Annotated in this window: 18 protein-coding genes and 2 pseudogenes; 11 read left to right on the top strand and 9 right to left on the bottom strand. The window is 71.0% G+C overall.

Annotation, left to right across the window (positions count from 1 at the left end; genetic code table 11):
• Positions 1-26: 26 nt before the first annotated feature.
• Entirely contained in the window at positions 27-1,298 is a 1,272-nt protein-coding gene (locus ABZ453_RS15425; protein ID WP_359015341.1) for an aspartate kinase, read from the bottom strand.
• A gap of 187 nt (positions 1,299-1,485) precedes the next feature.
• On the opposite strand from ABZ453_RS15425, the pseudogene ABZ453_RS15420 reads away from it, so the two are divergent.
• The 3 genes and pseudogenes from ABZ453_RS15420 to ABZ453_RS15410 form a co-directional block, all read left to right on the top strand.
• Positions 1,486-2,038, top strand: a pseudogene (locus ABZ453_RS15420) (response regulator); the annotation flags it as partial.
• A 302-nt stretch (positions 2,039-2,340) separates the two neighbouring features.
• Positions 2,341-3,060 (top strand): sulfite exporter TauE/SafE family protein, encoded by a 720-nt coding sequence (locus ABZ453_RS15415; protein WP_359015339.1) that lies wholly within the window; start codon positions 2,341-2,343, stop codon positions 3,058-3,060.
• A 398-nt stretch (positions 3,061-3,458) separates the two neighbouring features.
• Complete coding sequence (locus ABZ453_RS15410) at positions 3,459-4,316, top strand: PhzF family phenazine biosynthesis isomerase (RefSeq protein WP_359015337.1); 858 nt, start codon at positions 3,459-3,461, stop codon at positions 4,314-4,316.
• On the opposite strand, the gene ABZ453_RS15405 is transcribed toward ABZ453_RS15410, so the two are convergent.
• The 3 genes from ABZ453_RS15405 to ABZ453_RS15395 all read right to left on the bottom strand — a co-directional run bounded on the left by ABZ453_RS15405 (position 4,300) and on the right by ABZ453_RS15395 (position 5,988).
• Positions 4,300-4,959, bottom strand: a complete 660-nt coding sequence (locus ABZ453_RS15405; RefSeq protein ID WP_359015335.1) for a DUF5063 domain-containing protein — start codon at positions 4,957-4,959, stop codon at positions 4,300-4,302. The genes ABZ453_RS15410 and ABZ453_RS15405 overlap by 17 nt on opposite strands.
• Positions 4,952-5,551: a recombination mediator RecR gene (recR, locus tag ABZ453_RS15400; protein ID WP_009309432.1), complete on the bottom strand. Its 600-nt coding sequence runs from the start codon at positions 5,549-5,551 to the stop codon at positions 4,952-4,954. The genes ABZ453_RS15405 and recR overlap by 8 nt, the downstream gene beginning before the upstream one ends.
• Before the next feature lie 92 nt (positions 5,552-5,643).
• Positions 5,644-5,988: a YbaB/EbfC family nucleoid-associated protein gene (locus tag ABZ453_RS15395; protein WP_356772143.1), complete on the bottom strand. Its 345-nt coding sequence runs from the start codon at positions 5,986-5,988 to the stop codon at positions 5,644-5,646.
• A 274-nt stretch (positions 5,989-6,262) separates the two neighbouring features.
• Here ABZ453_RS15395 and ABZ453_RS15390 point away from each other — a divergent pair, with 274 nt between their 5' ends.
• The gene (locus ABZ453_RS15390) at positions 6,263-7,015 is read left to right on the top strand and encodes an SLATT domain-containing protein (protein WP_359015332.1); all 753 of its coding nucleotides are present in this window, start codon (positions 6,263-6,265) and stop codon (positions 7,013-7,015) included.
• A gap of 77 nt (positions 7,016-7,092) precedes the next feature.
• Here the strand turns inward: ABZ453_RS15390 and ABZ453_RS15385 are convergent.
• From ABZ453_RS15385 to ABZ453_RS15370, 4 genes and pseudogenes are all read right to left on the bottom strand, one after another.
• Positions 7,093-8,649: pseudogene (locus ABZ453_RS15385) on the bottom strand (substrate-binding domain-containing protein).
• A 91-nt stretch (positions 8,650-8,740) separates the two neighbouring features.
• The gene (locus tag ABZ453_RS15380) at positions 8,741-10,828 is read right to left on the bottom strand and encodes a protein kinase (protein WP_359015330.1); all 2,088 of its coding nucleotides are present in this window, start codon (positions 10,826-10,828) and stop codon (positions 8,741-8,743) included.
• 88 nt (positions 10,829-10,916) lie between these two features.
• Positions 10,917-11,375: a helix-turn-helix domain-containing protein gene (locus ABZ453_RS15375; RefSeq protein ID WP_359015328.1), complete on the bottom strand. Its 459-nt coding sequence runs from the start codon at positions 11,373-11,375 to the stop codon at positions 10,917-10,919.
• Positions 11,372-11,977, bottom strand: coding sequence for a type 1 glutamine amidotransferase family protein (locus ABZ453_RS15370; RefSeq protein ID WP_359015326.1), 606 nt, complete (start codon positions 11,975-11,977; stop codon positions 11,372-11,374). Before ABZ453_RS15370 ends, ABZ453_RS15375 begins: the two co-directional genes overlap by 4 nt.
• Positions 11,978-12,168: 191 nt before the next feature.
• Here ABZ453_RS15370 and ABZ453_RS15365 point away from each other — a divergent pair, with 191 nt between their 5' ends.
• From ABZ453_RS15365 to ABZ453_RS15350, 4 genes are all read left to right on the top strand, one after another.
• The gene (locus tag ABZ453_RS15365) at positions 12,169-13,542 is read left to right on the top strand and encodes an aspartate aminotransferase family protein (RefSeq protein WP_359015324.1); all 1,374 of its coding nucleotides are present in this window, start codon (positions 12,169-12,171) and stop codon (positions 13,540-13,542) included.
• A gap of 140 nt (positions 13,543-13,682) precedes the next feature.
• On the top strand, positions 13,683-14,384 hold the full coding sequence (locus ABZ453_RS15360; RefSeq protein WP_356772157.1) for a GntR family transcriptional regulator: 702 nt from the start codon (positions 13,683-13,685) through the stop codon (positions 14,382-14,384).
• Positions 14,381-16,834: a dolichyl-phosphate beta-glucosyltransferase gene (locus ABZ453_RS15355; RefSeq protein ID WP_359015322.1), complete on the top strand. Its 2,454-nt coding sequence runs from the start codon at positions 14,381-14,383 to the stop codon at positions 16,832-16,834. The genes ABZ453_RS15360 and ABZ453_RS15355 overlap by 4 nt, the downstream gene beginning before the upstream one ends.
• 86 nt (positions 16,835-16,920) lie before the next feature.
• Complete coding sequence (locus ABZ453_RS15350) at positions 16,921-17,571, top strand: hypothetical protein (protein ID WP_208781117.1); 651 nt, start codon at positions 16,921-16,923, stop codon at positions 17,569-17,571.
• 3 nt (positions 17,572-17,574) lie between these two features.
• Here the strand turns inward: ABZ453_RS15350 and ABZ453_RS15345 are convergent, their stop codons facing one another.
• Positions 17,575-17,865: a DUF3303 family protein gene (locus ABZ453_RS15345; RefSeq protein ID WP_359015320.1), complete on the bottom strand. Its 291-nt coding sequence runs from the start codon at positions 17,863-17,865 to the stop codon at positions 17,575-17,577.
• 181 nt (positions 17,866-18,046) lie between these two features.
• Between ABZ453_RS15345 and ABZ453_RS15340 the strand changes: the two genes are divergently transcribed.
• The 3 genes from ABZ453_RS15340 to ABZ453_RS15330 all read left to right on the top strand — a co-directional run bounded on the left by ABZ453_RS15340 (position 18,047) and on the right by ABZ453_RS15330 (position 24,711).
• Complete coding sequence (locus ABZ453_RS15340; protein WP_359015318.1) at positions 18,047-18,919, top strand: NAD(P)H-binding protein; 873 nt, start codon at positions 18,047-18,049, stop codon at positions 18,917-18,919.
• 585 nt (positions 18,920-19,504) lie between these two features.
• Complete coding sequence (locus ABZ453_RS15335; RefSeq protein WP_359015316.1) at positions 19,505-21,061, top strand: VCBS repeat-containing protein; 1,557 nt, start codon at positions 19,505-19,507, stop codon at positions 21,059-21,061.
• 32 nt (positions 21,062-21,093) lie between these two features.
• On the top strand, positions 21,094-24,711 hold the full coding sequence (locus tag ABZ453_RS15330; RefSeq protein WP_359015314.1) for a LamG-like jellyroll fold domain-containing protein: 3,618 nt from the start codon (positions 21,094-21,096) through the stop codon (positions 24,709-24,711).
• Positions 24,712-24,765: the final 54 nt, after the last annotated feature.

Raw genomic sequence — 24,765 nt, 5'->3', positions numbered from 1 at the left:
CGCGACGCCCGGCAGGCACGGCCTCGTCATCGCCCGGTGCCCCCGTAGACGACCGCCTCGGCGGTGTCGGAGTCGAGGCCGAAGGCGGAGTGGACGGCGCGGACCGCCTCCGTGACGTCGTCGGCGCGGGTGACGACCGAGATACGGATCTCGGAGGTCGAGATCAGCTCGATGTTCACGCCCGCGTCGGACAACGCCTCGAAGAAGGACGCGGTGACGCCCGGGTTGGTCTTCATGCCGGCGCCGACCAGGGAGATCTTGCCGATCTGGTCGTCGTAGCGCAGCGAGTCGAAGCCGATGCCGCCCTTCGCCTTCTCCAGGGCGTCGATGGCCTTGCGGCCCTCGGACTTCGGGAGGGTGAAGGAGATGTCGGTCAGCCCCGTGGACGCGGCCGACACGTTCTGCACGACCATGTCGATGTTGATCTCGGCGTCGGCGATCGCGCGGAAGATGACGGCGGCCTCGCCCGGCTTGTCCGGCACGCCGACGACCGTGATCTTGGCCTCGGAGGTGTCGTGTGCGACACCGGAGATGATGGCCTGCTCCACCTTCTGGTCCCCAATCGGCTCACTGCTGACCCAGGTGCCCTGCAGCCCGCTGAAGCTGGACCGGACATGGATCGGGATGTCGTAGCGGCGGGCGTACTCCACGCACCGGTGGAGCAGCACCTTGGACCCGGACGAGGCGAGTTCCAGCATGTCCTCGAACGAGATCCAGTCGATCTTCCTGGCCTTCTTGACCACCCGCGGGTCGGCGGTGAACACACCGTCGACGTCGGTGTAGATCTCGCACACCTCGGCGTCGAGGGCGGCGGCCAGCGCGACGGCGGTCGTGTCGGACCCACCGCGCCCCAGCGTGGTGATGTCCTTCTTGTCCTGCGAGACACCCTGGAACCCGGCGACGATGGCGATGTTGCCCTCGTCCAGCGCCGTCCGGATCCGCCCCGGCGTCACGTCGATGATCCGGGCTTTGTTGTGGACCGAGTCGGTGATGACGCCGGCCTGGCTGCCGGTGAAGGACTGGGCCTCGTGGCCCAGGTTTTTGATCGCCATGGCCAGCAGCGCCATGGAGATACGCTCTCCGGCGGTCAGCAGCATGTCGAACTCACGCCCGGCAGGCATCGGGGATACCTGCTCGGCGAGATCGATCAGCTCGTCCGTCGTGTCGCCCATCGCGGAAACGACGACAACCACCTGGTTGCCGTTCTTCTTCGCTTCCACGATCCGCTTGGCGACGCGCTTGATGCCCTCGGCATCGGCTACGGAGGAGCCTCCGTACTTCTGCACGACAAGGCCCACGTGCGCTCCTCGCTCAGTCCGTGTGTGTCGGCTCAGTTTAACGAGCGCCCGAAATCCGCCCCCGCGGTATCGCATGGTGAGATTCGCGCGCCCAGGTCAGCGCATGCCCACAGAACCGTCCGGGGAAAAGTGCAGCGCGTCACAAGGGACGGCTGTGAATTAAAGTTCAAGCACTAGTGTTCGTCGCGTGCGCGTACTGCTGGCGGACGACGTGAGCCGGTCGCCGAGTCCCTGCGCCGCGGCCTGATCCACCACGGCTTCGAGGTGGAGTGGGTCACCACGGGCGGCGCGGCCCTCGCCCACGAGGGCCCCTACGACGTCGTACTCCTCGATCTCGGGCTGCCCGACGCCGATGGCCTGGACGTCTGCAAGGCGCTGCGCGGGCGCGGTGACGTGCCGATCATCGTGATCAGCGCACGCAGCGACGAGACGGACCGGGTGGTCGGTCTGGAGCTCGGCGCGGACGACTACGTCTCCAAGCCGTTCGGGGTGCGGGAGGTCATCGCGCGGATACGGGCGGTGATGCGGCGTGTCCAGCCCGCCGGTCTCGCCGTCCCGCCGCCCGGCCCCGACCGCTACGGCCCCCCGGCTCACCGTCGACCGCAAGGCGGCGCGGGTCCGGCTGGACGGCGAGGAAGTGGCGCTCGCCCAACAAGGAGTACGACCTGCCGGCCTTCCTCACCGAGGAGCCGGGCGCGCTGATGTCCCGGAAGCAGACCATGGAGGCCGTCTGGGACGCGACAGGTCGGCGACCTTCTCCGGGTCGCCGGTCCGCAGCGCGGCGTTCCAGCGGTCGAAGAGCTGGGCGATCTGCACTCTTCTCGGGTCCGGCCGCACTGACCCCGGCCGTCACGGTGGCGGCGGTGACAACGGCGGTGGCGGTGACGAGGGCGGCGCGCAGACGGGTCTTTCGGGTCATCGCAACTCCTGTGCGGCTGGTGCCTGTCGGGATGACTCAAGAATCGCTGTTCACTGGTTAGGGCCCGTGCAGGCGATGTACAACGCAGATCCAGGACACGTCCAATTCACGGGGAGTGCCCGCGTGTTCACAGAGGTTCTGCTGGCCGGCACCGTGCTGCTCGGCTCGTCGGTGCAGTGGCTCACCGGCATGGGCTTCGCTCTGGTGGCCGTGCCTGCGCTGGTGTTGCTGCTGGGGCCGGTGGACGGGGTGGTGCTCGCCAACTGCGCCGCGGGGGCCATCAGTGTCGTGGGGCTGGCGGGCGGGTGGCGGCGGGTGCGGCCCGCCGCGATGGTGCCGCTGTGCGTGGCCGCGGCCTGCACGGTCCCGGCCGGTGCCTGGGTGACCCGCCAACTCCCCGAACCGGCCCTGCTCTTGGTGATGGGCTCTCTCGTGACCGTCGCGGTGCTGCTGGTGATGCGGGGCCTGAAGGTGCCGGCGCTGCGGGGCACGAGGGGCGCGGTGGCCGCCGGTGCGGTGGGCGGGTTCATGAACTCGGCGGCGGGGGTGGGCGGTCCGCCGGTCTCCCTGTACGCGCTCAACGCGGGCTGGACGGTACGGGAGTTCGTGCCCAACGCCCAGTTCTACGGCGTCGTCGTCAACGCCTTCTCGGTCGCGGTGAACGGGGTGCCGCGACTGAGCGCGGACCAGTGGGGCGCCGTCGCCGGGGCCATGCTGGCGGGCGCCCTCGCCGGCCGGGCACTCGCCGCCCGGATACCCGAGAAGCGGGCCCGGCTGCTGGTGCTGGTACTGGCCCTGGCGGGCGGGGTGACAGCGGTGACGAAGGGGCTGTGGGGGCTGTGACGGGGGCGGACGAAGAGCCCGCGGGCACGGTGACGACGGCGGCCGAAGAGCCTGCGGGCACCGCGACGGGGGCGGACAAGGCGCCGCGGGCACTGTGACGACAGCGGACGAAGAGCCCGCAGGCACCGCGACGGGGGCGGACGAAGAGCCCGCGGGCACCGCGACGACCGCAGCCAACAACCCGCAAGCACCGCGACAGGGGCGGACAAGGCGCCGCGGGCACTGTGACGACAGCGGACGAAGAGCCCGCAGGCACCGCGACGGGGGCGGACGAACAACCCGCGGGCACCGCAACGACAGCGGGCGAACAACCCGCGGGCACCGCGACGACAGCAGACCGAGAGTCTGCGGGTGCTGGGACTGCGGTCGGTGTGCGGCGGTTCGGATACGGTCGGCGGATGGAGATTCTGCGCTACGTGGCCTTCAGCACCGACCCGGCGGGAGGCAACCCCGCGGGCGTGGTGCTCGACGCCACCGGGGCCGACGACGCGACGATGCTGGCGACGGCGGCCGAGGTCGGCTACTCGGAGACGGCGTTCGTGGTGCCGTCGGCGGACGGCGCCCTGGACGTCCGCTACTTCAGCCCACTCGCCGAGGTGCCGTTCTGCGGGCACGCGACGATCGCGACGGCGGTCGCGCACGCGGAGCGGCACGGCACCGGACGGCTGCTGCTGCGCACCCAGGCGGGCCCGGTCACGGTGAGCACCGAACGGACGGCGGACGGCACGGTCATGGCGACCCTGGTGAGTGTCCCCCCGCGCACCGCACCGCTCCCCGAGGCCGACCTCGCCGAGCTGCTGGCCGCCCTGCGCTGGTCCGACACCGACCTGGACCCGGCGCTGCCGCCGCGCGCGGCCTTCGCGGGCGCCTGGCATCCGGTGATCGCCGCCGCGACCCGGGAACGGCTGGCCGACCTGGACTACGACATGGACGCGCTCGGCGCCCTCATGGACCGCAGGGGCTGGACCACCGTCGACCTGGTCTGGCGGGAGTCCCCGACCGTCTTCCACGCCCGCGACCCGTTCCCGCCCGGCGGGGTCGTCGAGGACCCGGCGACCGGCGCGGCGGCGGCCGCTCTCGGCGGCTACCTGCGGGAGCTGGGCCTCGTGGCGACACCCGCCACCGTGACCGTCCACCAGGGCGCGGACATGGGGCGGCCGAGCACGATCACCGTGACCGTTCCGGAAGGAGCGGACACCGGGATCGGCGTGGCCGGAGCGGCCGTACCGATCCGGCCGGCTACTGACCCCGCCTGATCCCGAGCGGTCCGGCGATCTCCTGCGCCATCACCTTGCCCGCCTCGAACTCCAGCGTCTCGTCGCCCATGCTCTGGTCCGTGTCCAGCCCGTCCAGCTCCTCCAGGGGCTGGTTGAGGCGGACGTGGATGAGGACGGACTGCAGGGCGCGCAGGGCGGCGGAGGCGGTGGGACCCCAGTTGGAGAAGTAGGAGAACTGCCACCACCACAGGGCCTCCGTCACCCGGCCGGCGCGGTAGTGGGCCATGCCGTGGCGGAGGTCGGTGACGACGTCGGCGATGTCGTCGGAGAGCCGGGCCGGAACCGGGGCCGTACGCGGCTCGTAGGGGTCGAAGACCTCCGAGTAGACGTCGACCGGGTCCAGCAGACGGGCGAGGTTCTCGCGCAGTTCGTCGACGTCGGCGTCCGGGCCCGTGTCCGGCTCGTAGCGCTCGTCGGGGACGAAGTCCTCGTGCGCGCCGAGCCGGCCGCCGGCCAGGAGGAGCTGGGAGACCTCCAGCAGCAGGAAGGGCACGGCGGAACCCGGCTCGTCGCCCTTCGCGACCTCCGTCACCGCCACCAGGAAGCTCTCCACCTGGTCCGCGATCTGGACCGCGAAGTCGTCCGGGTCCCGCGTCGTGGCATGCAGCGTGGCGTCAGACATCTAGGAGTCGTCTCCCCTCGAAGGCGCGGCCGAGGGTGACCTCGTCCGCGTATTCCAGGTCGCCGCCCACCGGGAGGCCGCTGGCCAGGCGGGTGACCTTGAGGCCCATGGGCTTGATCATCCGGGCGAGGTACGTCGCCGTCGCCTCGCCCTCCAGATTCGGGTCCGTGGCCAGGATCAGTTCCGTGACCGTCCCGTCGGCCAACCGCGCGAGAAGTTCTCGTATACGCAGGTCGTCGGGGCCGACACCCTCGATCGGGCTGATGGCGCCGCCGAGGACGTGGTAGCGGCCCCGGAACTCCCGGGTCCGCTCGATCGCCACGACGTCCTTCGGCTCCTCCACCACGCAGATGACCGAGGGGTCGCGGCGGGTGTCACGGCAGATGTTGCACAGCTCCTCCTGCGCGATGTTGCCGCACGTCGCGCAGAAGCGGACCTTCGCCTTGACCTCCATCAGGGCCTGGGCGAGGCGTCGTACGTCCGTCGGTTCCGCCTGCAGGATGTGGAAGGCGATCCGCTGGGCGCTCTTGGGACCGACGCCGGGCAGCCGCCCCAGCTCGTCGATGAGGTCCTGCACCACGCCTTCGTACACGGACTGCCGTCCTTCCCGGGGGTTCCTTACACGTACGTACGGTAGTTGGCGGACGCCCCTCTTAGAAAGGCGGGCCGGGTCTCGACAACGGCTCAGAAGGGCAGGCCCGGGATGCCGCTGCCGCCGCCGAGGCCCTGGGCCAGCGGGCCGAGCTTCTGCTGCTGGAGGTTCTGGGCGTTCTCGTTGGCCGCCTGGACGGCCGCGACGATCAGGTCGGCGAGGGTCTCGGTGTCCTCGGGGTCCACCGCCTTGGGGTCGATCCGCAGGGCGCGCAGCTCACCGGCGCCGGTGACGGTCGCCCTGACCAGGCCTCCGCCCGCCTGCCCGTCGACCTCCGTCCGCGCCAGCTCCTCCTGCGCCTTCTGCAGGTCCTGCTGCATCTTCTGGGCCTGCTGGAGCAGCTGCTGCATATTGGGCTGGCCACCACCGGGAATCACGATTCAGCTCCTGGATTCGTCGTTTCATCCGTTGTGTTTCCGTTGGGCACGAGCCTACGTGGTCCGCGCAGCCATCGCCCCGCCACTCTTTCGAGTGACATCGCCGTGACTGCCATACCTGATCAAGGCCCTCTTGCGGGCGGAAAAGCGGCGAAAGGCACGCCCGCGCCACCCATTGGGCGGTAGGAAGGGTCCCGCTGAGCGGTAGGAAGGGGTCCGCGTCGGCATGCGATGTCACGCAACGTGAGCGGCCGTGATCAGTAGGGAGTGCCGGGTGGGTCAGCCGGAGATGCAGCCCGAGGGTCCCCCTCAGGACGAGCGGGGCGAGGGCGCGGCCGGACTGCGGCCGGGGGATCTGGCCGGGCGGTCCTTTCCGCTCGGGGACTGGGGCGAGCCGGCCGAGCGGCTGCACGAGCTGTACCGGTGGGTGGAGCGCGGGGCGCTGGAGACGGCGGCCTGGTATCTCGCGGACCGGGTGTGGAAGCGGCGGGGCGCGCGGGCGCTGCGGGCCGGGGCCGCCGCAGGGGCGGTCACCGGGGCCGCGATGCCGTTGCTGGACCTGACCGGGGTGCTCGGCGGGGCGGCGGCCTGGGGGTATCTGGCGCTGCTGCTCGCCGTCGCGTGTGTGGCGGTGGACCGGTTCTTCGGGGTGACGTCCGGCTGGATAAGGGACGTGGCCACCGCGCAGGCCGTGCAGCGGCGGCTGCAGGCGCTGCAGTTCGACTGGGCGTCGGAGAGCGTGCGGGAGGTCCTGGGGCCGGCGGAGGGGACGGCCGGGGAGGCCGCCGAGCGGTGCCTCGGGGTGCTGCGGCGGTTCTCGGAGGACGTGACCGAGCTGGTGCGGACCGAGACGGCCGACTGGATGGTGGAGTTCCGGACCGGGTCGGCGCCGATGGGGATCCAGTCGGCGGTGGCGTCCCCGGCGCGCGGCACGGACGGCGCCGGCCTCAACGGCCGTTTCCCCCTGCCCCCGGGACCCAACTCCCGCCCCAACATGCCCCGTCAGCGCCCGCCCGAGCCCAGGTGACCTCGCGGCCGCACGGCAGGACGAGGACTCCCGTCAGTCTCCCGTCAGTCCTCAGTCAATCCCCGGTCAGTCCGCGGTCAGTCCGCGGAGCACAGCCCCGTGGCCACCGTCGCCGAGCACGGGAGATGGCCGTGGGCGCGGATGACGTTCTCGTTGGCGGTATCGCCGATGTAGGCGAGGAAGGCGGCGGCCAGGGAGCCGGAGGAGGGGGTGCCGTAGGTGTAGGCGTACTCCACGCCCCGGTAGGGGTACTCGCTCCTGCCGTACTCGATGTCCTCCACGGAAGGGGCGGCGCCGTCGAGCGGGACGGTGCGCAGTCCGCGGTGTCCGGAGGAGGCCAGGGTGAACTCGGAGTAGCCGAGCGCGCCCGGGATCCGGGCCACGGTGGCCAGCACGTCCTCGGTGGAGTCGAGTTCGCAGCGCATGACCGGCGCGGACGTGTCGTCCTTGTGCACGCAGTCCAGGGAGGTGCTGGGCACCCGCTCCCAGGTGCCGAGCACCCGGCGCTGGAAGATCTGCCGGGTCCCGGAGTCGGCGTTGCGGCTGACCAGGACGATGGGCAGGTCGGGCAGCGAGGCGTCCAGCTGCTTCCAGCGGGTCACCTCGCCCCGGTAGACGCGGCGCACGTCCTGCACCGACAGGCCCTTGGCCGGCAGCCGGACGCCGTCGTTGACGACGAGGGTGAAGACGGACAGGGCGATGCGCCGGCCGACCAGTTTGTCCGGTCCGCCGATCGCCGGGCCGTCGGAGAAGGCGACGACCGAACGGCTGTCCGCGAAGAGCGCGTTGACGCCCGCGGAGCTGCCACGCGCGTCCACGGTGATGGCGGAGTCCGGGCACTTGCGCTGGTAGTCCTTCGCCAGCTCCCGTACGACGGGCGCGAAGGCGGTCGAGCCGGTGACCGTGAGACGGCCCTTCTCGCAGCCGATCGGGACCGGGTGGTCGTCGCGGGCCACGACGATCACCGCGAGGGTGAGGACACTGACCGTCAGCATGATGGTGATCAGCCGGGCGGCACGGCTGAACAGGGGCGGTTTCTCGTCGGGCGTGGCGCTGCGGTTGGGGTGCACCTCGCCTTCCCGGATGCCGCCGAACAGCCGGATCTCGCGGCCGACGTCGCCGCCGGAGAGCAGCACCAGCAGCTTGTAGTGGTCGCCCCGGTTGAGCGGGACGCGCGGGATCCGCAGGGTGTTGCCCTCGTAACCGAAGCCCCGGGCCGGGGTGAAGTGGTCCATCAGATGGTCGGTGTCGGAGGGCTGGGTGACCGAGACACCGCGGATGGTGCGGTCGTTGAACACCGCGGTCAGGCCGTGGACCTCGGGGCTGGTGTAGTCGTCACGGTCGATGCCCTGGGAGCCGTCGTTCTCGACCCGGATCAGCACCAGGGTGGCGCATTTCGGGGGCCTCGTCGAAGAGGCCGAGTCTGACGTTGGCTCTGCCCAGGCGTACGTCGTCGCCGATGGGGTTGTCCATTTGGACGCGGTAGCCGATCCTCCCCCACTGCCTTAATGGCGTGGGCGGTGCCCCCAGCGGCGCGGCACCCGGCGCTCGTACCAGACCATGACGCCGGACGCGGCGATGCCGAGCACGGCCGTGCCGACCGCGACGACGTTCTCCGGGCTGAACCACTGCACTTGGGTGCCCCCGCAACTCCCCGAGCCGGATCAGGGAGGTCACCGTACGTCCGTGCGAGTTCAACTTCCTTAAGAGCACCGGTACTTGAGGTTACTGTCGGGTGTAGTCCAGCTTCTCGCCGTTGCTGGTGTTGACGCGCTGGAGGGTGCCGTCGGGGAGCAGGGCGATCTCGGTGGCGCCGCCCGGTTTGCAGTAACCCGAGTCGCCCTCGGTGACGTTGGACGGGCCGATCTCCAGCGGGCCGTTGCCGCTCGGGGCGGCGGTGAGCTGGGCCTGGAAGACGCAGTGGTAGTCGCCGCTGGTGGTGGGGCCGTCCGCGGTGAGGGTCAGTACGGCGTCGCCCACCTGCCCCTGTCGGATGGTGAGTTGGCGGGTGTTCTCGCCGTCCTTGTTGGTGATGGTGGCGGTCCAGGTACCGAGGTAGCCGGCCGGGACCGCTCCGTCCGTCGGCGCGGAGGTCGTCGGGGAGGCGGTGGTCGGGGAGGCGGTGGTCGGGGACGGCTGCCCGGTGGTCGGGCCGGGGCTCGGGGGTGCGCTGGTGGTGGGGCCCGGGCTCGGCTTGTCGTCGCCCTGGTCGCTGCCGCCGCCGTTCATGAGCGCGTACACGGAACCGCCGGCACCGAGCGCGACGACGAGGGCGACACCGACCAGCAGCGCCGTGGAACGGCCGTTCCTGCCGGGCGGGTCGGGCGGCGCGGTGACCGGTCCGGCGTAGGAGGAGGGACCGTACGGCGGGGTGGAACCGAGGGCGCCGTAGGGACCGGCCTGGGGGTACCCGTAGGCGGCCTGCTGCTGGGGGTACCCGTACCCGGGCTGCGGCTGAGGATGCTGCTGCGGGTACCCGTAGGCGGGGTGGCCGGGCGGCGGGGTCTGGCCATGGCTCGGCGGGGGCGTCTGGGCACCGCCCTGCCCCCCGACGACGGTCGGCAGATGATTCAGCGGCGCGCCGCCGCCCGGCTGACCGGGAGGCGCAGGGGGGACGGGCGTCCGCGCACCCGGGTCGGCACCCGAACCGACTCCGGCACCCACGCCGCCACCGGCGCCGGGCCCCGCCCCCGGACCGGCGTGCGGTCCCCGCGAGGTGTCATCGGCGGCCGCCGCATGCTCGGGCGATGCCCCGCGCTTCTCGAACGACGGCCCCGCCGATCCTCCGGCCCCGGCGGGCGCCCCGAACGCCCCGGCCGGCTCTCCGGACGTTCCGGCCCCGACACCCCCGCCGGAGCCGCCGCCCGTCGCGATCCCCTCCCCCGCCGTCCGCTCCGGATCCTCCGTGTCCAGCAACCGCACGGCGTGCCGCCCCAGTTGGGCCACCAGGGCGCTCGGCAGCCACGGGTCCCGGGAGCGGCCGTCCTGGACGGTGTCCTCGGCGCCCGTGCGTTCCAGGACCTGGTCCAGCGTCGGGCGGGCGGCCGGGTCCTTCCTCAGGCAGTCGCGTACGAGGTCGGCGATCCCCTCCGGCACGCCCTCGAGGTCGGGTTCCTCCTGGGCGATGCGGAACATCAGCGCGTGCACACCGCTGTTCGCGGTGCCGAAGGGCAGGGCGCCCGTGGCGGCGTACGCCAGCACGGAGCCCAGGCAGAAGACGTCGCAGGCCGGGGTGATCCGGTCGCCGCGCACCTGTTCCGGCGCCATGAACCCCGGCGAGCCGACCAGCGCTCCGGTGCGCGTCAGTCCCCCGTCCGTCACCGTCTCCAGCGCCCGCGCGATGCCGAAGTCGATGACCCGGGGCCCGTCGATGGTGACGAGGACGTTGGACGGCTTGAGGTCGCGGTGGATGATCCCGGCGGCGTGGATGTCCTTGAGAGCCTGCGCGAGCCCCGCGGCCAGGATGCGCACGGAACGCTCCGGCAGCGCGCCGTGGTCGTGCCCCACGACCTGCTGCAGGGTCGGCCCGGCGACGTACCCGGTGGCGACCCATGGCACCGCGGCCTCCGTGTCGGCGTCCAGGACCGGTGCCGTCCAGTACCCGCCGACCTGCCGCGCGGCCCGCACCTCCTGCCGGAACCGCGCCCGGAACTCCTCCTGCGCGGCCAGCTCCCGCCGCACCAGCTTGACCGCGACGGTCCGCCCCCGGTCCGACCGGGCGAGGTACACGAACCCCATCCCGCCGGCCCCGAGCCGCGCCAGCAGCCGGTACGCCCCGATCCGCTGCGGATCCCCGGCCCCGAGCTTCTCCATCGCAGGTCCCCCCGAAATCCCCCGATACGCCCCTGTACGACAGCCCCACGATAGTGCGGGCACGGGGGGAGGAGGACGGGAGCGGTGTCTACGGTTCCGTAACGGGGGGTCCCAGCTCCTCCAGCACCTTGGACAGCCGTTCCAGGGCCTGCACGGCCTGCGCCAGTTCGGCTTCTCCGAAGGCCTCCGCGAGCCGGTCGGCGAAGGCGGCGTGACCGGGGTTGATCCGGTGGTTCGCCGCGCGTCCCTCCTCCGTCGGCGCGAGGAGTTTGGCACGGCGGTGGGCCGGGTTGGGCCGGTACTCGGCGAGCCCGCGCTCCACCAGCAGGTCGGCGATGCGCTGCACGCTCTGCCGGGTGATGCCCATCGCCCGTGCGATCCCGGCGACGGTCAGCGGCTCCCCCAGCACCGCGCCGAGCACCTGCCACCAGGCCGCGGTGAGCCCGGAGGGCCTGGCCAACTCCTCGGCCACCCCGAGGAACTGACCGTTGAGCCGGAAGACCCCGAGGGCGCCGCGGCTGAGCAGGTCCTGTCGCTCCCGGCTCACCCCGCGGCCGCCTGCTGCAGCACGGCGAACGCCTCGGCGTCCGAGTCGTGGTGGAGCCGGTACCAGGCGTCGAGCACCTCGCCCTCGTACACCCCGAGCAGCCGGAAGACCTCCCGGGCGAAGGCGACGGGCTCGGTGGGTCCGGCGGTGACCAGGTGCCCGTCGGTGACGGCGTCCGCGTCGACGTACCGCTCGCCGCCCCGGTAGCCGGTCGCGGCGAGGTAGAAGGAGACCGCGCTGGTGTGGTCGCGGTCGTCGAGCAGACCCTCCCGCGCGAGCCCGGCGGTGGCCCCGCAGATCGCGGCGACGGGCGTCCCGGCGGCCAGGAACTCCCGCGCCTTGCGGGCGAAGGGCGCGAGCTCGTCGCCTTCGTCCCAGGCGTCGGCGCCCGGGAGGATCAGCAGGGAGCTGTCCTCGGGGCGTACGTCCTCGAGTGCGAGGTCCGGCTGGACGCGCAGTCCCCCGATGGACCGGACGGGCTCGCGTGTCGGGCCCACCGTCCGGATCTCGTACCCGGCGCGGGCGAGGTACGCGGTGGTGTGTCCCGTCTCCCAGTCGGCGAGCGTGTCGTAGACGGCGAGATGCACTGGCTTGCGGCTCATGACGTCTCCTCCGAGCGAGGCCATATGACAGCAGGCTGTCACTTCGACAGCACCCCGTCAATGTCTCCCGTCGTCGACCCCATCGCCGGCCCCGTCGCCGCCCCACCGTCGACAACCTGTCGTGGAAACCTCCGCACCGCAGACAGGTCGCCGATATCGCCCCCTCCCAACCCGCCCCTACGCTCGCCGCCATGACCCCTCAGCCAAACCCCGAGGCCGGCGCCGCCGTGAAGGCCGCGGACCGTGCGCACGTCTTCCACTCCTGGTCCGCGCAGGAGCTCATCGACCCGCTCGCCGTCGCCGGTGCGGAGGGGTCGTACTTCTGGGACTACGACGGGAAGCGGTATCTCGACTTCAGCAGCGGGCTCGTCTACACCAACATCGGCTACCAGCACCCGAAGGTCGTCGCCGCGATCCAGGAACAGGCCGCACACCTGTCCACCTTCGCGCCGGCCTTCGCGATCGAGGCCCGTTCGGAGGCGGCACGGCTGATCGCCGAGCGGACCCCGGGCGACCTGGACAAGATCTTCTTCACCAACGGCGGCGCCGACGCCGTCGAGCACGCGGTGCGGATGGCCCGGCTGCACACCGGGCGCCCCAAGGTCCTCTCGGCGTACCGGTCGTACCACGGCGGTACCCAGCAGGCCGTCAACATCACCGGGGATCCGCGCCGTTGGGCCTCCGACAGCGCCGCCGCCGGGGTCGTGCACTTCTGGGCGCCGTACCTCTACCGCTCCCGCTTCTACGCCGAGACCGAGGAGCAGGAGTGCGCGCGGGCGCTGGAGCACCTGGAGACGACCATCGCCTTCGAGGGGCCAGGCACGGTCGCCGCGATCGTCCTGGAGACCGTGCCGGGAACGGCCGGGATCATGGTTCCGCCGCCGGGGTATCTCGCCGGGGTGCGGGAGATCTGCGACCGGCACGGGATCGTCTTCGTCCTGGACGAGGTCATGGCCGGGTTCGGGCGCACCGGTGAGTGGTTCGCGGCCGGCCTGACCGGTGTCACGCCGGACCTGATGACCTTCGCCAAGGGCGTGAACAGCGGGTATGTGCCGCTCGGCGGTGTCGCGATCTCGGGGGCGATCGCCGAGACCTTCGCCCGGCGGCCCTACCCCGGCGGACTGACCTATTCCGGGCACCCGCTCGCCTGCGCCGCCGCCGTCGCGACGATCAACGTGATGGCGGAGGAAGGGGTCGTCGACAACGCGCGGCGGCTCGGCGAGGGCGTCGTGGCGCCCGCGCTGCGCGAGCTGGCCGAGCGGCACCCCAGCGTCGGCGAGGTGCGCGGGGTCGGCATGTTCTGGGCGCTGGAGCTGGTGAAGGACCGCGAGACGCGCGAACCGCTGGTGCCGTACAACGCGACCGGCGAGGCCAACGCGCCGATGGCCGCCTTCGCCGCCGCCGCCAAGAAGCACGGTCTGTGGCCCTTCGTGAACATGAACCGCACCCATGTGGTCCCGCCGTGCAACGTCAGCGAGGCGGAACTGAAGGAGGGCTTCGCGGCACTGGACGCGGCGCTGTCGGTCGCCGACGAGTACACCGCGCAGGCGAGTTACCGCGGGTAGTCGATCGCTCGCCCTCAGGTGCCGCACCGGCCGCGTACAGCTACGCGGGTAAACACCGAGGGAACCCGAACGCGTAAGGTGGCGTGCTCGTAGATAGGGACGAGTACGCCATCCGACGTTTTCGAGGAGACGCCCCGACCATGCCCGGCAGCAGCGGCAACGGCTCCGTGACCCGCAGCACCCTGCGGCAGCAGATCGCCGACGCGCTTCGCGACGAGGTGCTGGCGGGCCGGCTCCAACCGGGCCAGGAGTTCACCGTCAAGGAGATCGCCGAGCAGTACGGCGTCTCCGCGACCCCCGTGCGCGAGGCGCTGGTCGACCTGTCCGCGCAGGGGCTGCTCGACGCCGACCAGCACCGCGGCTTCCACGTCCACGAGTACTCGACCGCCGACTTCCGGGGCATCGTCGAGGCCCGCAGCCTGATCACCGACGGCATGTTCCACGCCCTGGAGACCGGCGCCGACCGGCTCCCACCCCCCGACGACGCCCGCGCCAACGCCTCCCTCGCCGGGGTCCGGCGGCGCGGCGAGGAGGCGCGGCGGGCCTCGCTGGCCGGTGATCTCACCGTGCTCATCGGTTACGACCTGCGCTTCTGGCACGAGCTCGGCGTCATGTTCGGCAACCCCTATCTCGCCGACTTCCTGCACCGGCTGCGCGTGCAGTCCTGGGTGTGCGCGGTGCAGCATCTACGGCGGCTGAAGGATCTGCGCGGCGCCCTGTGGTCCGGCCACACCGATCTGGTCGACGCCCTCGCCCGCCGGGACACCAAGGCGGCGCGGTCGATCGTCGCCGGGTACAACGACCACGCGCTGGCCCTCATCGAGGGGCTGGCCGACCGGTGAGCGCCCTGGACACGGAGGCCGTGGGCCTCCCCGTCGGCCCGCCGGTGAACCTCTCCGTCGTCATACCGGCCTTCAACGAGGAACTGCGGCTCGGCCCCACCCTGGACGCGGTCACCGGCTATCTGCGCGACAACGAGGGCCGCTGGGGCACGTGGGAGGTGGTCGTCGCCGACGACGGATCCACCGACGGCACCGGCGCGCTGGTCACCGCCCGCCAGGACCCCCGGATCCAGCTGGTCACCAGCCCCCGCAACCGCGGCAAGGGCAACGCCCTGCGCCTGGGGGTCGCCGCCACCCGCGGCCGCCGGGTGCTGGTCACGGACGCCGACCTGGCGGCGCCGATAGAGGAGCTGGAGCAGCTCGACAAGGCGCTCGGCGAGGGCGGCTCGGCGGCGATCGGCTCGCGTTCCGTGCCCGGCGCCACGATCGAGGGCCGCCAGCACCGCATACGTGAACTCCTCGGCCGCGCCGGAAACTTACTCATACGCGGGATCGCCGTGCCGGGGATACGCGACACCCAGTGCGGCTTCAAGCTCTTCGACGGCGACCGGGTCCGCGAGGCCTTCGCCGCCTCCCGGCTCAACGGCTGGGGCATCGACGTCGAGGTCCTGCGCCACTTCCACCGCGCCGACTGGCGGATCGCCGAGGTCCCCGTCCGCTGGTCCCACCAGCCCGGCTCCAAGGTCCGCACCCTCGACTACGCCCGGGTCCTGACCGAACTGGCCCGGCTGCGTGCCCGCACGGTGCGCCCGGCGGACCTGTTCGTCGCCCTCGTCTTCCTGCTGATGTCGGCGGCCCTGTACTCGGGCCGTCTCTTCGACCCGAACCACCGCTATCTCCCCGACTCCCTCCAGGACCAGAACCAGTGGGAGTGGTTCTTCGCGGTCACCGCTCACAACCTCGCCCACCTGGACAACCCGTTCTTCTCCGACCTGCAGGGCTTCCCCGACGGCGTCAACCTCATGGCCAACACGGTCATGCTGGGCCTCACCGTCCCCTTCGCGCCCCTCACCCTGCTGGCCGGCCCGGCGGTCTCCCTCAGCGTCTGCATGGCCCTGGGCCTCGCCGCGACCGCGGTCGCCTGGTACCGGCTGATCGTGAAGCGGGTCGTACGGCACCGCCCCGCGGCCTTCGTCGGCGCCTCACTGGCCGCCTTCGCACCGCCCATGATCAGCCATGCCAACGCGCACCCCAACTTCGTGATCCTGTTCATGATCCCGCTGATCGTGGAGCGCGCCCTGCGTCTGTGCGAGGGCACCCGGGTCGGGCGGGACGGCGTGGTGCTGGGCCTGATGGCGACGTACCAGATCTTCCTCGGCGAGGAGCCACTGCTGCTCGCGGCGCTCGGCATGCTCCTGTTCGCGGGTGCCTACGCCGTCGCCCGGCCGGACGTGGCCCGGAACGCCTGGCGGCCGCTGCTGACGGGACTGGCGATCGCGGGCGCGGTCTGTCTCCCCCTGGTCGCCTATGCGCTGACCTGGCAGTTCGCCGGTCCGCAGAGCTACAAGAGCATCCTGCACGGCGACAACGCGGGCAACAGCCCCCTCTCCCTGCTCTCCTTCGCGGAGCGCTCGCTGGTCGCGGGCGACGAGCTGCGGGCGAACTCCCTGTCCCTGAATCCGACCGAGCAGAACGCCTTCTACGGCTGGCCACTGGTCCTGGCGGCGTTCGCGATCGTCGTACGACTGTGGGAGCGGGCCCTGGTCAGAGTGCTGGCGTTCACCGCGGTGGGCGCGGCGCTTCTCTCCCTCGGCCCGAAGATCCGCATTCCGATGACGGACGACGTCTATCCGGGCCCGTGGGCGCTGCTCGCCAAGATGCCGCTGTTCGAGTCGGTGATCGAGGGCCGGGTCGCGATGATCTGCGCGCCCGTGCTCGGCATGCTGCTCGCCCTGGCGCTGGAACGGCTGGCGGCGACGAAGAAGATCGGCACCCAGTACATCGGTCTGCTCGGGATCAGCCTCGCCCTGATCCCGCTGATCGCGGCCCCGCTCAAGGCGGTGGAGCGCCCGCAGACACCGGCCTTCTTCACCGACGGGGCGTGGAAGGCGTACGTGGGCAGGGACGAGTCCCTGGTGATCGTCCCGCTGCCCGACTCCGGGTACGCCGAGCAGCTGCACTGGCAGGTCGAGGCGGGTCTCGGCTTCAGAATGCCCGGCGGCTACTTCAACGGCCCCTACGGCCCGGACCGTATCGGCATCTACACCGCGTCCCCCCGCTACACCTCCAACATGCTCCGTGACGTCCGCTACAGCGGGCAGATCCCCACGATCGGCAAGAACTGGCGGGCCCAGGCCCGGCGCGACTTCGCCTTCTGGAAGGCGGGAGCGCTGGTGGTGGCCCCGCAGCCCAACGACGGCGCCCTGCGCACGGCCGTCACCGAACTGGTCGGCCATGGCGGGAAGTGGGTGGACGGCGTATGGGTATGGGACCTGCACAAGGGGAGCTGACCCTGAGCCGAACTGTCCGAACGGGGCACTCCCCGAGCCGCACCGACTACCCTGCCATGACTGACCACCTCGCTAGGGAGCCCTCTTTGGCCTGTGACCTGTGGCTGGTACCGCTCGTCGACGTTTTGTGCCACACCCCCGACAATCCCTTCGCCGACGAGCTCGCGCAGTACAACAGCGTGCTCGCCGCGGCCGGGCTTCCCCCGGTTCCGGTGTACCAGTACATGCCGGGCCTGTCCGGCGAGGTCGCCCCGGTGGCCGGCTTCGACTACGACGCCCTGCACTTCCTGCGCCGTGTCTATCTGCTGCAGGTCTGCGGCCTGCCGATGACGCCCGTCGACGAACTGGGCGGCGACTACGAGCAGTTGCTGGAGATGTTCGAGTCGACGGCCCAGCAGTCGCACCTGGTGTGGCACTACGACCACGCCGGCGCCTACGTCCCCGTCGACTTCCCCCACCCCCTCTCCAACGACGACCTGCTGGCCGGCGGCGGCCCCCTGGGCTCCTCCCAGGCCCTGCTCCGCGAGCTGGAGTACGTCGCCCCGGCCATCGGCATCGACCCGGCCAACCCCCCTGCGGCGCCGGAACCGCCACGCGCCCCCACGGAGTTGGAGGAGCCGGCCGTCCCGGCGCCGTACGACCCGAGCCCCTTCGCCCGGGAGCGGCACGTGTGGCTCGGCCTGCACGCGGCGGCGACGCGGAGTCTGGCGCAGGGGTCGATGATCGTCTTCAGCTGAGGCTCAGCCGAGCTGCGCCAGGCCCCGCTTCAGGTCCTCGGCGTTCATGACCGGGGTGTAGCTGATCTCGGCCTCCATGTCGAGGAAGAACGGCTCGGCGATCGCCGGCATCTGCGCGCTGTCCTGCATGTCGAAGACCAGGAACATGGTGCGCTTGCCGTGGTCGGTGGTGAAGTAGGCCGCCTCGGGCCTGACGTGCTCGACGGCCTCCTGGACCAGCTTGGCCATGGTGCCGTTCCGGATGGCCTCGTTCGTCTTCTCCGTGTTCATGGACGCCTTGAGCAGTACGCGCATCGCACTCACCTTCTTCTGATCGACGCACAGCTGCACGAGTCCACGGTATGCCCGATATATACAGATCGCCCTCTCGTGGACCTTCGCTACTCCCGGGGGAGCAGGGCCGGTACCTCCACGGGGGCGACGCGCCGGTCGACCGGCCCGCGCAGGCTGGGACCACCGACGAGAGGAGGCGGCGATGATCCTGGTGACCGGTGCGACGGGCCACGTGGGCGGCGAGCTGGTACGGCGACTGACGGCCGCCGGCCATCCCGTCCGGGCGACGACCCGCCGCCCGTCCGAGGCCCGGCTGCCGTCCGGGGCGGAGGCGGTGTACGGCGACGCGGACGACCCCTCGACCCTTTCGGCGGCGTTCACGGACGCCTCCGGGGCCTTCCTGATGTCGGCACAGGGCGTCGGCACGACCCCGCCCGGCCCGACCCCCGACCTCGCCCTCGCCCTCGCCCTCGCGGAGGCGGCGGCGCGAGCCGGGGTCCGGCGCGTGGTGAAGCTGTCGGTCCTGGACGGCGGCACGGGCACGGACGTGATCGCCCGCTGGCACGCGGCGGCGGAGGCCGCGGTGACGTCCCACGACTGGACGTGGACCCTCCTGCGCCCCGGCCGCTTCATGTCCAACGCGCTGCAGTGGACGGCGCAGTTGCGGTCGGGCGACACGGTGTCCCTCCCCTTCGCCGACCGCCCGGCGGCGAGCATCGACCCGGCGGACGTGGCGGAGATCGCGGCCCGCGCCCTGACCACCCACTCCACCGAACACGCGGGCGGGACCTACGAGTTGAGCGGGCCCCAGTCCCTCACACCGCTCGATGAACTGGCGCTCCTGGGCGAGACACTGGGCCGCGACCTGCACGCTGTCGGCCTCCCCCCAGAAGCCGCCCGGTCCAGCATGCGGCGCTACGGCTTCCCGCCCGAGGTCATCAACGCGATCATGCACCGCACCCTGGAGAGCGACCGGGGCGCGGAGGTACTGCCGACGGTGGAGAAGGTGCTGGGACGCCCGGCGCGGACGTTCGGCGAATGGGCGAGGGCCCATACGGGGGCGTTCGAGGGGTGACCCGGATGCCGGAACCGCGCGCTCACCCTTGCTGAGCCACGAACGGCGGCAGCCGGTGGTCGCCTCGTAGGCGGGGCCTCCAGTCAGAGGAGGGCGTCGTTGCGGACGACGGCGTAGACGATCGGGGTAGATAAATGACGCCGACTTTAATTCTCGTTATTCCAGGGACCCCACACACATACAGCGATCGGGCTATTCATTAGCGGAACTGGACGGTCCAGCCAGCACGGAGCTCTTACCATGCTATTTAGCGAGCGCGACCACCCCGAGGGCGCCAAGGATTCAATCGACCGCCCCATCGAAGTTAAAGTCAGCGCCAACAAATCCTCTGCTTTTCATGAACTTAGCACGTGCTTCCCGCACCTGTCATGTGAGGGTCCAGTGAAGGTGTGGCCGTTTTGCCTGGTTAATGCACTAACCATCCTCTTCTCGTTCATTACAACCCGTAAAGTCGAAGATGACCTGGTGCGGCGAATTATCCACCTCAGCCTTGACGTCTTCCAATGGGCTCGTATTTAGTTTTCCCTTACGTCATTCATAGGGTGGACTTACCTGGTGCACCCGAAGAGACAACAAGGGGTGGGTGTGCGTACGCGTACACATCTGGCCGGGGGGCTCGCCATGTTGGCCGGCCTTTTCCTGGCCACTACGGGGGGCGTGACGCTGACGTCACCGCAGGCGGCGGCAGCCACCTGCACGGCGGGAACGGCGAACGACTTCAACGGCGACGGTGTGCAGGACACGGTGATCGCGGACCCGAACGCCACGGTGAACGGGGCCAAGCGGGCCGGGCTCGTGCGAGTGGTCCTCGGCGGCGGGAAGGGGGTCACCGAGATCTCCCAGGCCACCGCGGGCATGAACGCCGCGCCCGAGGCGGGTGACGGCTTCGGCACCTCCTACGCCGCCTACGACGCCGACGGCGACGGCTGCAGCGACCTGGTGGTCGGTACGCCGTACGAGGACGTCGTCAAGGACGGCAAGAACCTCGTCGACGCCGGGGTGATCCACATCGTCCACGGCACGCCGACCGGCATCGGCACGGGCTCCGCGATCGACGGATACAGCCAGGCGGGGTTCGACTCCAACTCCACAACCGAGGCGTACGACTGGTTCGGCTTCGCGCTGAAGGCGGGCACGACCGCGAGCGGAACGCCGTACCTGGTGATCGGGGTGCCCGGTGAGGGAGTCACCTTCGGGGGGACGACGTACGCCGACGCCGGCTGCATCGAGTATGTGCAGGGCAGCACCAAGGTCTCCGTGAGCCAGTACTCCACCGGCGTCCCGGGCGACCCCGAGGTGAACGACCGCTTCGGGTACTCGCTCGCCGGCACCAACCGCTACTTCGCCGTGGGCACCCCGGGCGAGGCCATCGGGGACAAGGAGTTCGCGGGCGGGGTCACGGTCTTCAGCCACATCCTCTCCGGTGGCATGCCCACGCCACTCGTGGGGCTGGCGCAGGACACGGACGGCATCGGCGGCGCGTCGGAGGCGGGCGACCGCTTCGGCTTCTCGGTCTCCATGACCGGCTACCGGCCCAGCGACCAGACGTACAACTCCGACGTACTGCTGGCCGTCGGCATCCCCGGTGAGGACATCGGCAGCATTCCGGACGCGGGTGGCGTCGCCGTCATCCGTATCCAGCCGTCCGGCGCGTACACCCAGATCGCGGCGTTCGACAACAGCGTCGCGGGTGTCGAGGGTGGCGCGGTGGCCGACGACTTCATGGGCCAGCGCGTCGCGATCACCAACACCGACGCCAACGTCGTGACCACTTCCGCCAACGTCCGCCTCGCGGTCGGCGAACCCGGCAAGGACACGGCGACGGTCAAGGACGCCGGCGCCGTGCACATCTTCCGGCCGCTCGACGCCGCCCTCGGCACCAACGACAAAGAGCTGACACGAGGTTCGGGGCTGCCCGGCACAGCGACCGCCCGTGACTACACCGGAGTCTCGCTCGTCGCCGGCTCCACCAACCTCTACGTAGGCATCCCCTACAGCAAGGAACCGGCCACCAACAAGGGCGTCCTCTACGTCCAGCCGTGGACGGACGTCGACGGCACCACGAGCACCGGCACCACCACCTACCGGCCCGGAGCCGGCGGTCTGCCCGACGCGGGCTCGGCCTTCGGAGCAATCGGATGAGCGGCGGGCCGAGGAGAAGAAGACACAGCGTCATGCACAGTCGTACGCAAACGAGACCCCGCCGCCGTTCCCTCGTCGCGGCCGCCGCCGTCGCGGCCCTGCTGACGACCGGAATGAGCGTCGCCCCCGCGCCGGCCGCCGAGCAGGTGAAGGGGGAGAAGAGCACGAGCGACGGCAGCAGCGCCTCGCTCTCGCCGAACGGCGCCCAGATCAAGGCGAAGAAGTCCGGCAAGCCGGTCGAGATCCAGAGCCTGCGCGACGAGCGCAGCACCACCGTCGCCAACCCCGACGGTACCTTCACCACCAGCGAGTACGTCCAGCCCGTCCGCACCCGTGTCGACGGGAAGTGGACGGACATCGACACCACGCTGGTCAGGCGGAAGAACGGCACGCTCGCCCCGAAGGCGGCCCTGGCCGCCATGTCCTTCTCCGGTGGCGGTGACACGACCTTCGCCGAGATCGAGAAGGACGGGCGCTCGCTCTCCCTCGACTGGCCGGACAAGCTGCCGAAGCCCAGGGTCGACGGCTCCACCGCCACCTACGCGAACGTCCTCGACGGCGTCGACCTCAAGGTCACCGCGAGCGCCGACGGCTTCTCGCACGTGCTGGTCGTCAAGGACGCGAAGGCCGCCGCCAACCCCGAGCTGGCCAAGCTGCAACTCCCGCTCGACACTTCCTCGGTGAAGCTGAAGGAGACGGGGGACGGCGGGCTGACCGCCACCGACACCGGCTCCGGCGGCACGGTCTTCGAGGCGCCCCAGCCGGTGATGTGGGACTCCAGCCACGCGACGGCGGACGGTGAGAAGGCAGCCGAGGAGAGCACCCAGACACCACCCGAGGGCGCACAGGTCGCGGACGTCGGTGTGGACCTCGGGCCGGGCAGGATGACCCTCAGCCCCGACACGGGCCTGCTCAACGACCAGGACACCGTCTACCCGGTCTACATCGACCCGGTGGTCAAGACCGCCAACCGCAGTTCCTGGACCATGGTGTCCTCGCACTACTCGACCGCCGAGTTCTGGAAGTTCGACGACGACGAGGGCGTGGGCCGCTGCCCGTCCGACGTGTCGTACCGCTGCTCCAGCTCCGACGACGTCAAGCGGCAGTTCTTCGCGATCCCCACGGGGAGCTTCGAGGGGAAGGACATCGTCAGCGCCGAGTTCGCGGTGACCCAGGTCTTCACCTACAGCTCCGCCGCGCGCGAGGTGCAGCTCGCCCGGGTCAACAGCACCGGCGCGAGCGCGATCAGCTCCGGCACGAACTGGTCGAACCAGCCCTCCTCCAAGGAGACCATCGCCACCAAGTCCCCCACGGAAACCGCGGGTTCGTGCACGTCCACCAACCAGAACGTGCGCTTCGGCGTGACGGGCACCATCCAGAAGGCCGCCGACAACGGCTGGGACACCACCACCTTCCGCCTCAAGGCGGGCAGCGAGTCCGACACGTCGTACTGGAAGCGGTTCTGCGGCAACGCGCACCTCGAAGTGACGTACAACCGGCCGCCGTTGGAGCCCGTCCAGAGTGACCTGCAGATGAAGCCGGGCGGCACCTGCGAATACGGCAGTGCCACCGAGCACTACGTCACCGACGCCCCACGCCTGTCCGCGGTGATCCGGGACTACGACCACGGCGACACCGGCTCCAACTCCGAGACGCTGCAGGCCCAGTTCAAGGTCTGGTGGACCTCCGGCGGCACCACGGTCACGCACTACGCGACCACCCCCAAGAAGACCACGGTGGACTCCAGTTGGAGCGACCAGACCGGCGTGGCCACGTTCTTCTACACCGTCGGCAGCGATGTCGCCGGGGACGGCGAGCCGGGCTTCAGCATCCCGCAGAACACCACCATCGGCTGGGCCGTCCGCGGCTACGACCAGCAGTCGTACGGCGCCTGGTCCAGCGACGGGAACCAGACCCGCTGCGAGTTCATCTACGACACCAGCAAGCCCAAGTCGGCCACCATCACCTCGGCCCAGTACCCCGACGACGAGACCTGGCACACGGGCGTCGGCGACTACGGCGACTTCACCATGGACTCGCCGTCGACCGACGTCACGAAGTACACGTACTACTTCACCGGTCCGCAGGCCGACAACGGCAAGAAGACGGTGGCCGCCGAGTCCACCGGCGGTCCGGCGACCATCCGCTGGATGCCGCCGAGCGAGGGCACCTACACCCTCCACGTGACCGCGGTCGACGGGGCCGGAAACGCGCAGAAGACACCGACCGTCCATGTCTTCCTGGTCAGTGACGGGCGCGCCCCGAAGGCCGCGTGGACGCTCGGCGACGCCAAGGGCTCGACGAAGGCGGCCGGCGCGAGCGGCACGCCCGCGGCGAGCGCCGGTTCCGGGGTGGCGTTCGGCGCCGGGGGCCCGCTCGGGTCCACCGACACCGCGGCCTCCTTCGACGGCACCGACAACGCCTACCTCGACTCGGGCACGGCGACGGTCGACACCGGCAAGACGTTCTCGGTCAGCGCCTGGGTGATGTTGCCGACGCTGCCCACCCAGAGCATGACCGTGGTCAGCCAGGACGGCACCGCACAGCCCGGCTTCGAGCTCGGCTACGACGTCGACTCCGCCTCCTGGACCTTCCGCATCCCGATCAGCGACATGGAGTCGCTCGGCACTTGGAAGGTCTCCGGCGCGGCGGCCGTCGCCGGCAGCTGGACCCACCTGATCGGGGTGTACGACGCCGAGCTCGGCAAGATGATGCTGTACGTCAACGGCGTGCTCGTCGCCGGCGACGTACAGGCGCGGCACACCACATGGAGCGCCACCGGGGCCGTCCAGATCGGCCGTCGGCTCGACCTCGACGGTTACACCGGAAACCTCAAGGGCAGCGTCGCCGACGTCAAGATCCACGACCGGGTCATCCCGCCCACCGAGGGCCAGGAGCTCGGCGGCATCCAGCCGCACCAGCTGGCCTACTGGCAGCTCGACGGGGCGACGTCCGGCATCTCCCCGGAGACGGGCGGCGGTACCGGACTGACCCTCGGCGGCGGCGCCTCGATCTACGTACCGGACGAGTCCTGCGACCCCGAGGCCGACCCCGACTGCACCACTCCGGCCGCGCCGCTGTGGGGCGACGGGCACCTCGCCCTCAACGGCACCAACGCCTACGCCACCCGAGCCGCCACCGGACCGCTCACCGCCCAGGACAGCTTCACCCTGACGGCGCGTGCCCGGCTCGCCTCGGCGAACCCGACGACGGACGAGACGGTGCTGTCACTCACCGGCGCCAACAACTCCGCGATCAAGGTCAAGTACCAGGCGTCCAGCGGTCGTTGGCAGCTGGTGGTGACCGGTACGGACTCGGCCGCCCCGGTGACGACCACGCTCCTCGATGCCGCCGACCCGCCGAGCTCGGAGGGCGACGGCGATCACCTGGCGCTGGTCTACAACGCGGTCTTCGGTGACGTTCTGCTCTACGTCAACGGCACCGCCGTCGCCGACGCGGCCTGGGACAACACCTGGGACTTCAGCACGACGAGCCTCCAGGTCGGCCGCACGCTGACCGGCAAGACGGCGAGCGAGTACTTCTCCGGTGCCGTCGACGAGGTGCGCATGTACCAGGGGCCGCTGGACGCCTCCCTGGTGGCGACCGTGGCGGTCCTGCCGGGCGGCGCCAGCATCGACGAGACCTCGTAGTCCCTTCCCCACCCAGGCGGGCGGCCACTGTGCCGCCCGCCCTTCTCGGCATGC

The organism is Streptomyces sp. NPDC005799, from assembly GCF_040630525.1.
Lineage (GTDB): Bacteria > Actinomycetota > Actinomycetes > Streptomycetales > Streptomycetaceae > Streptomyces > Streptomyces griseorubiginosus_B.
Note: the sequence above shows the minus strand (reverse complement) of the source record. Positions and strands in the feature narration are given on the sequence as shown.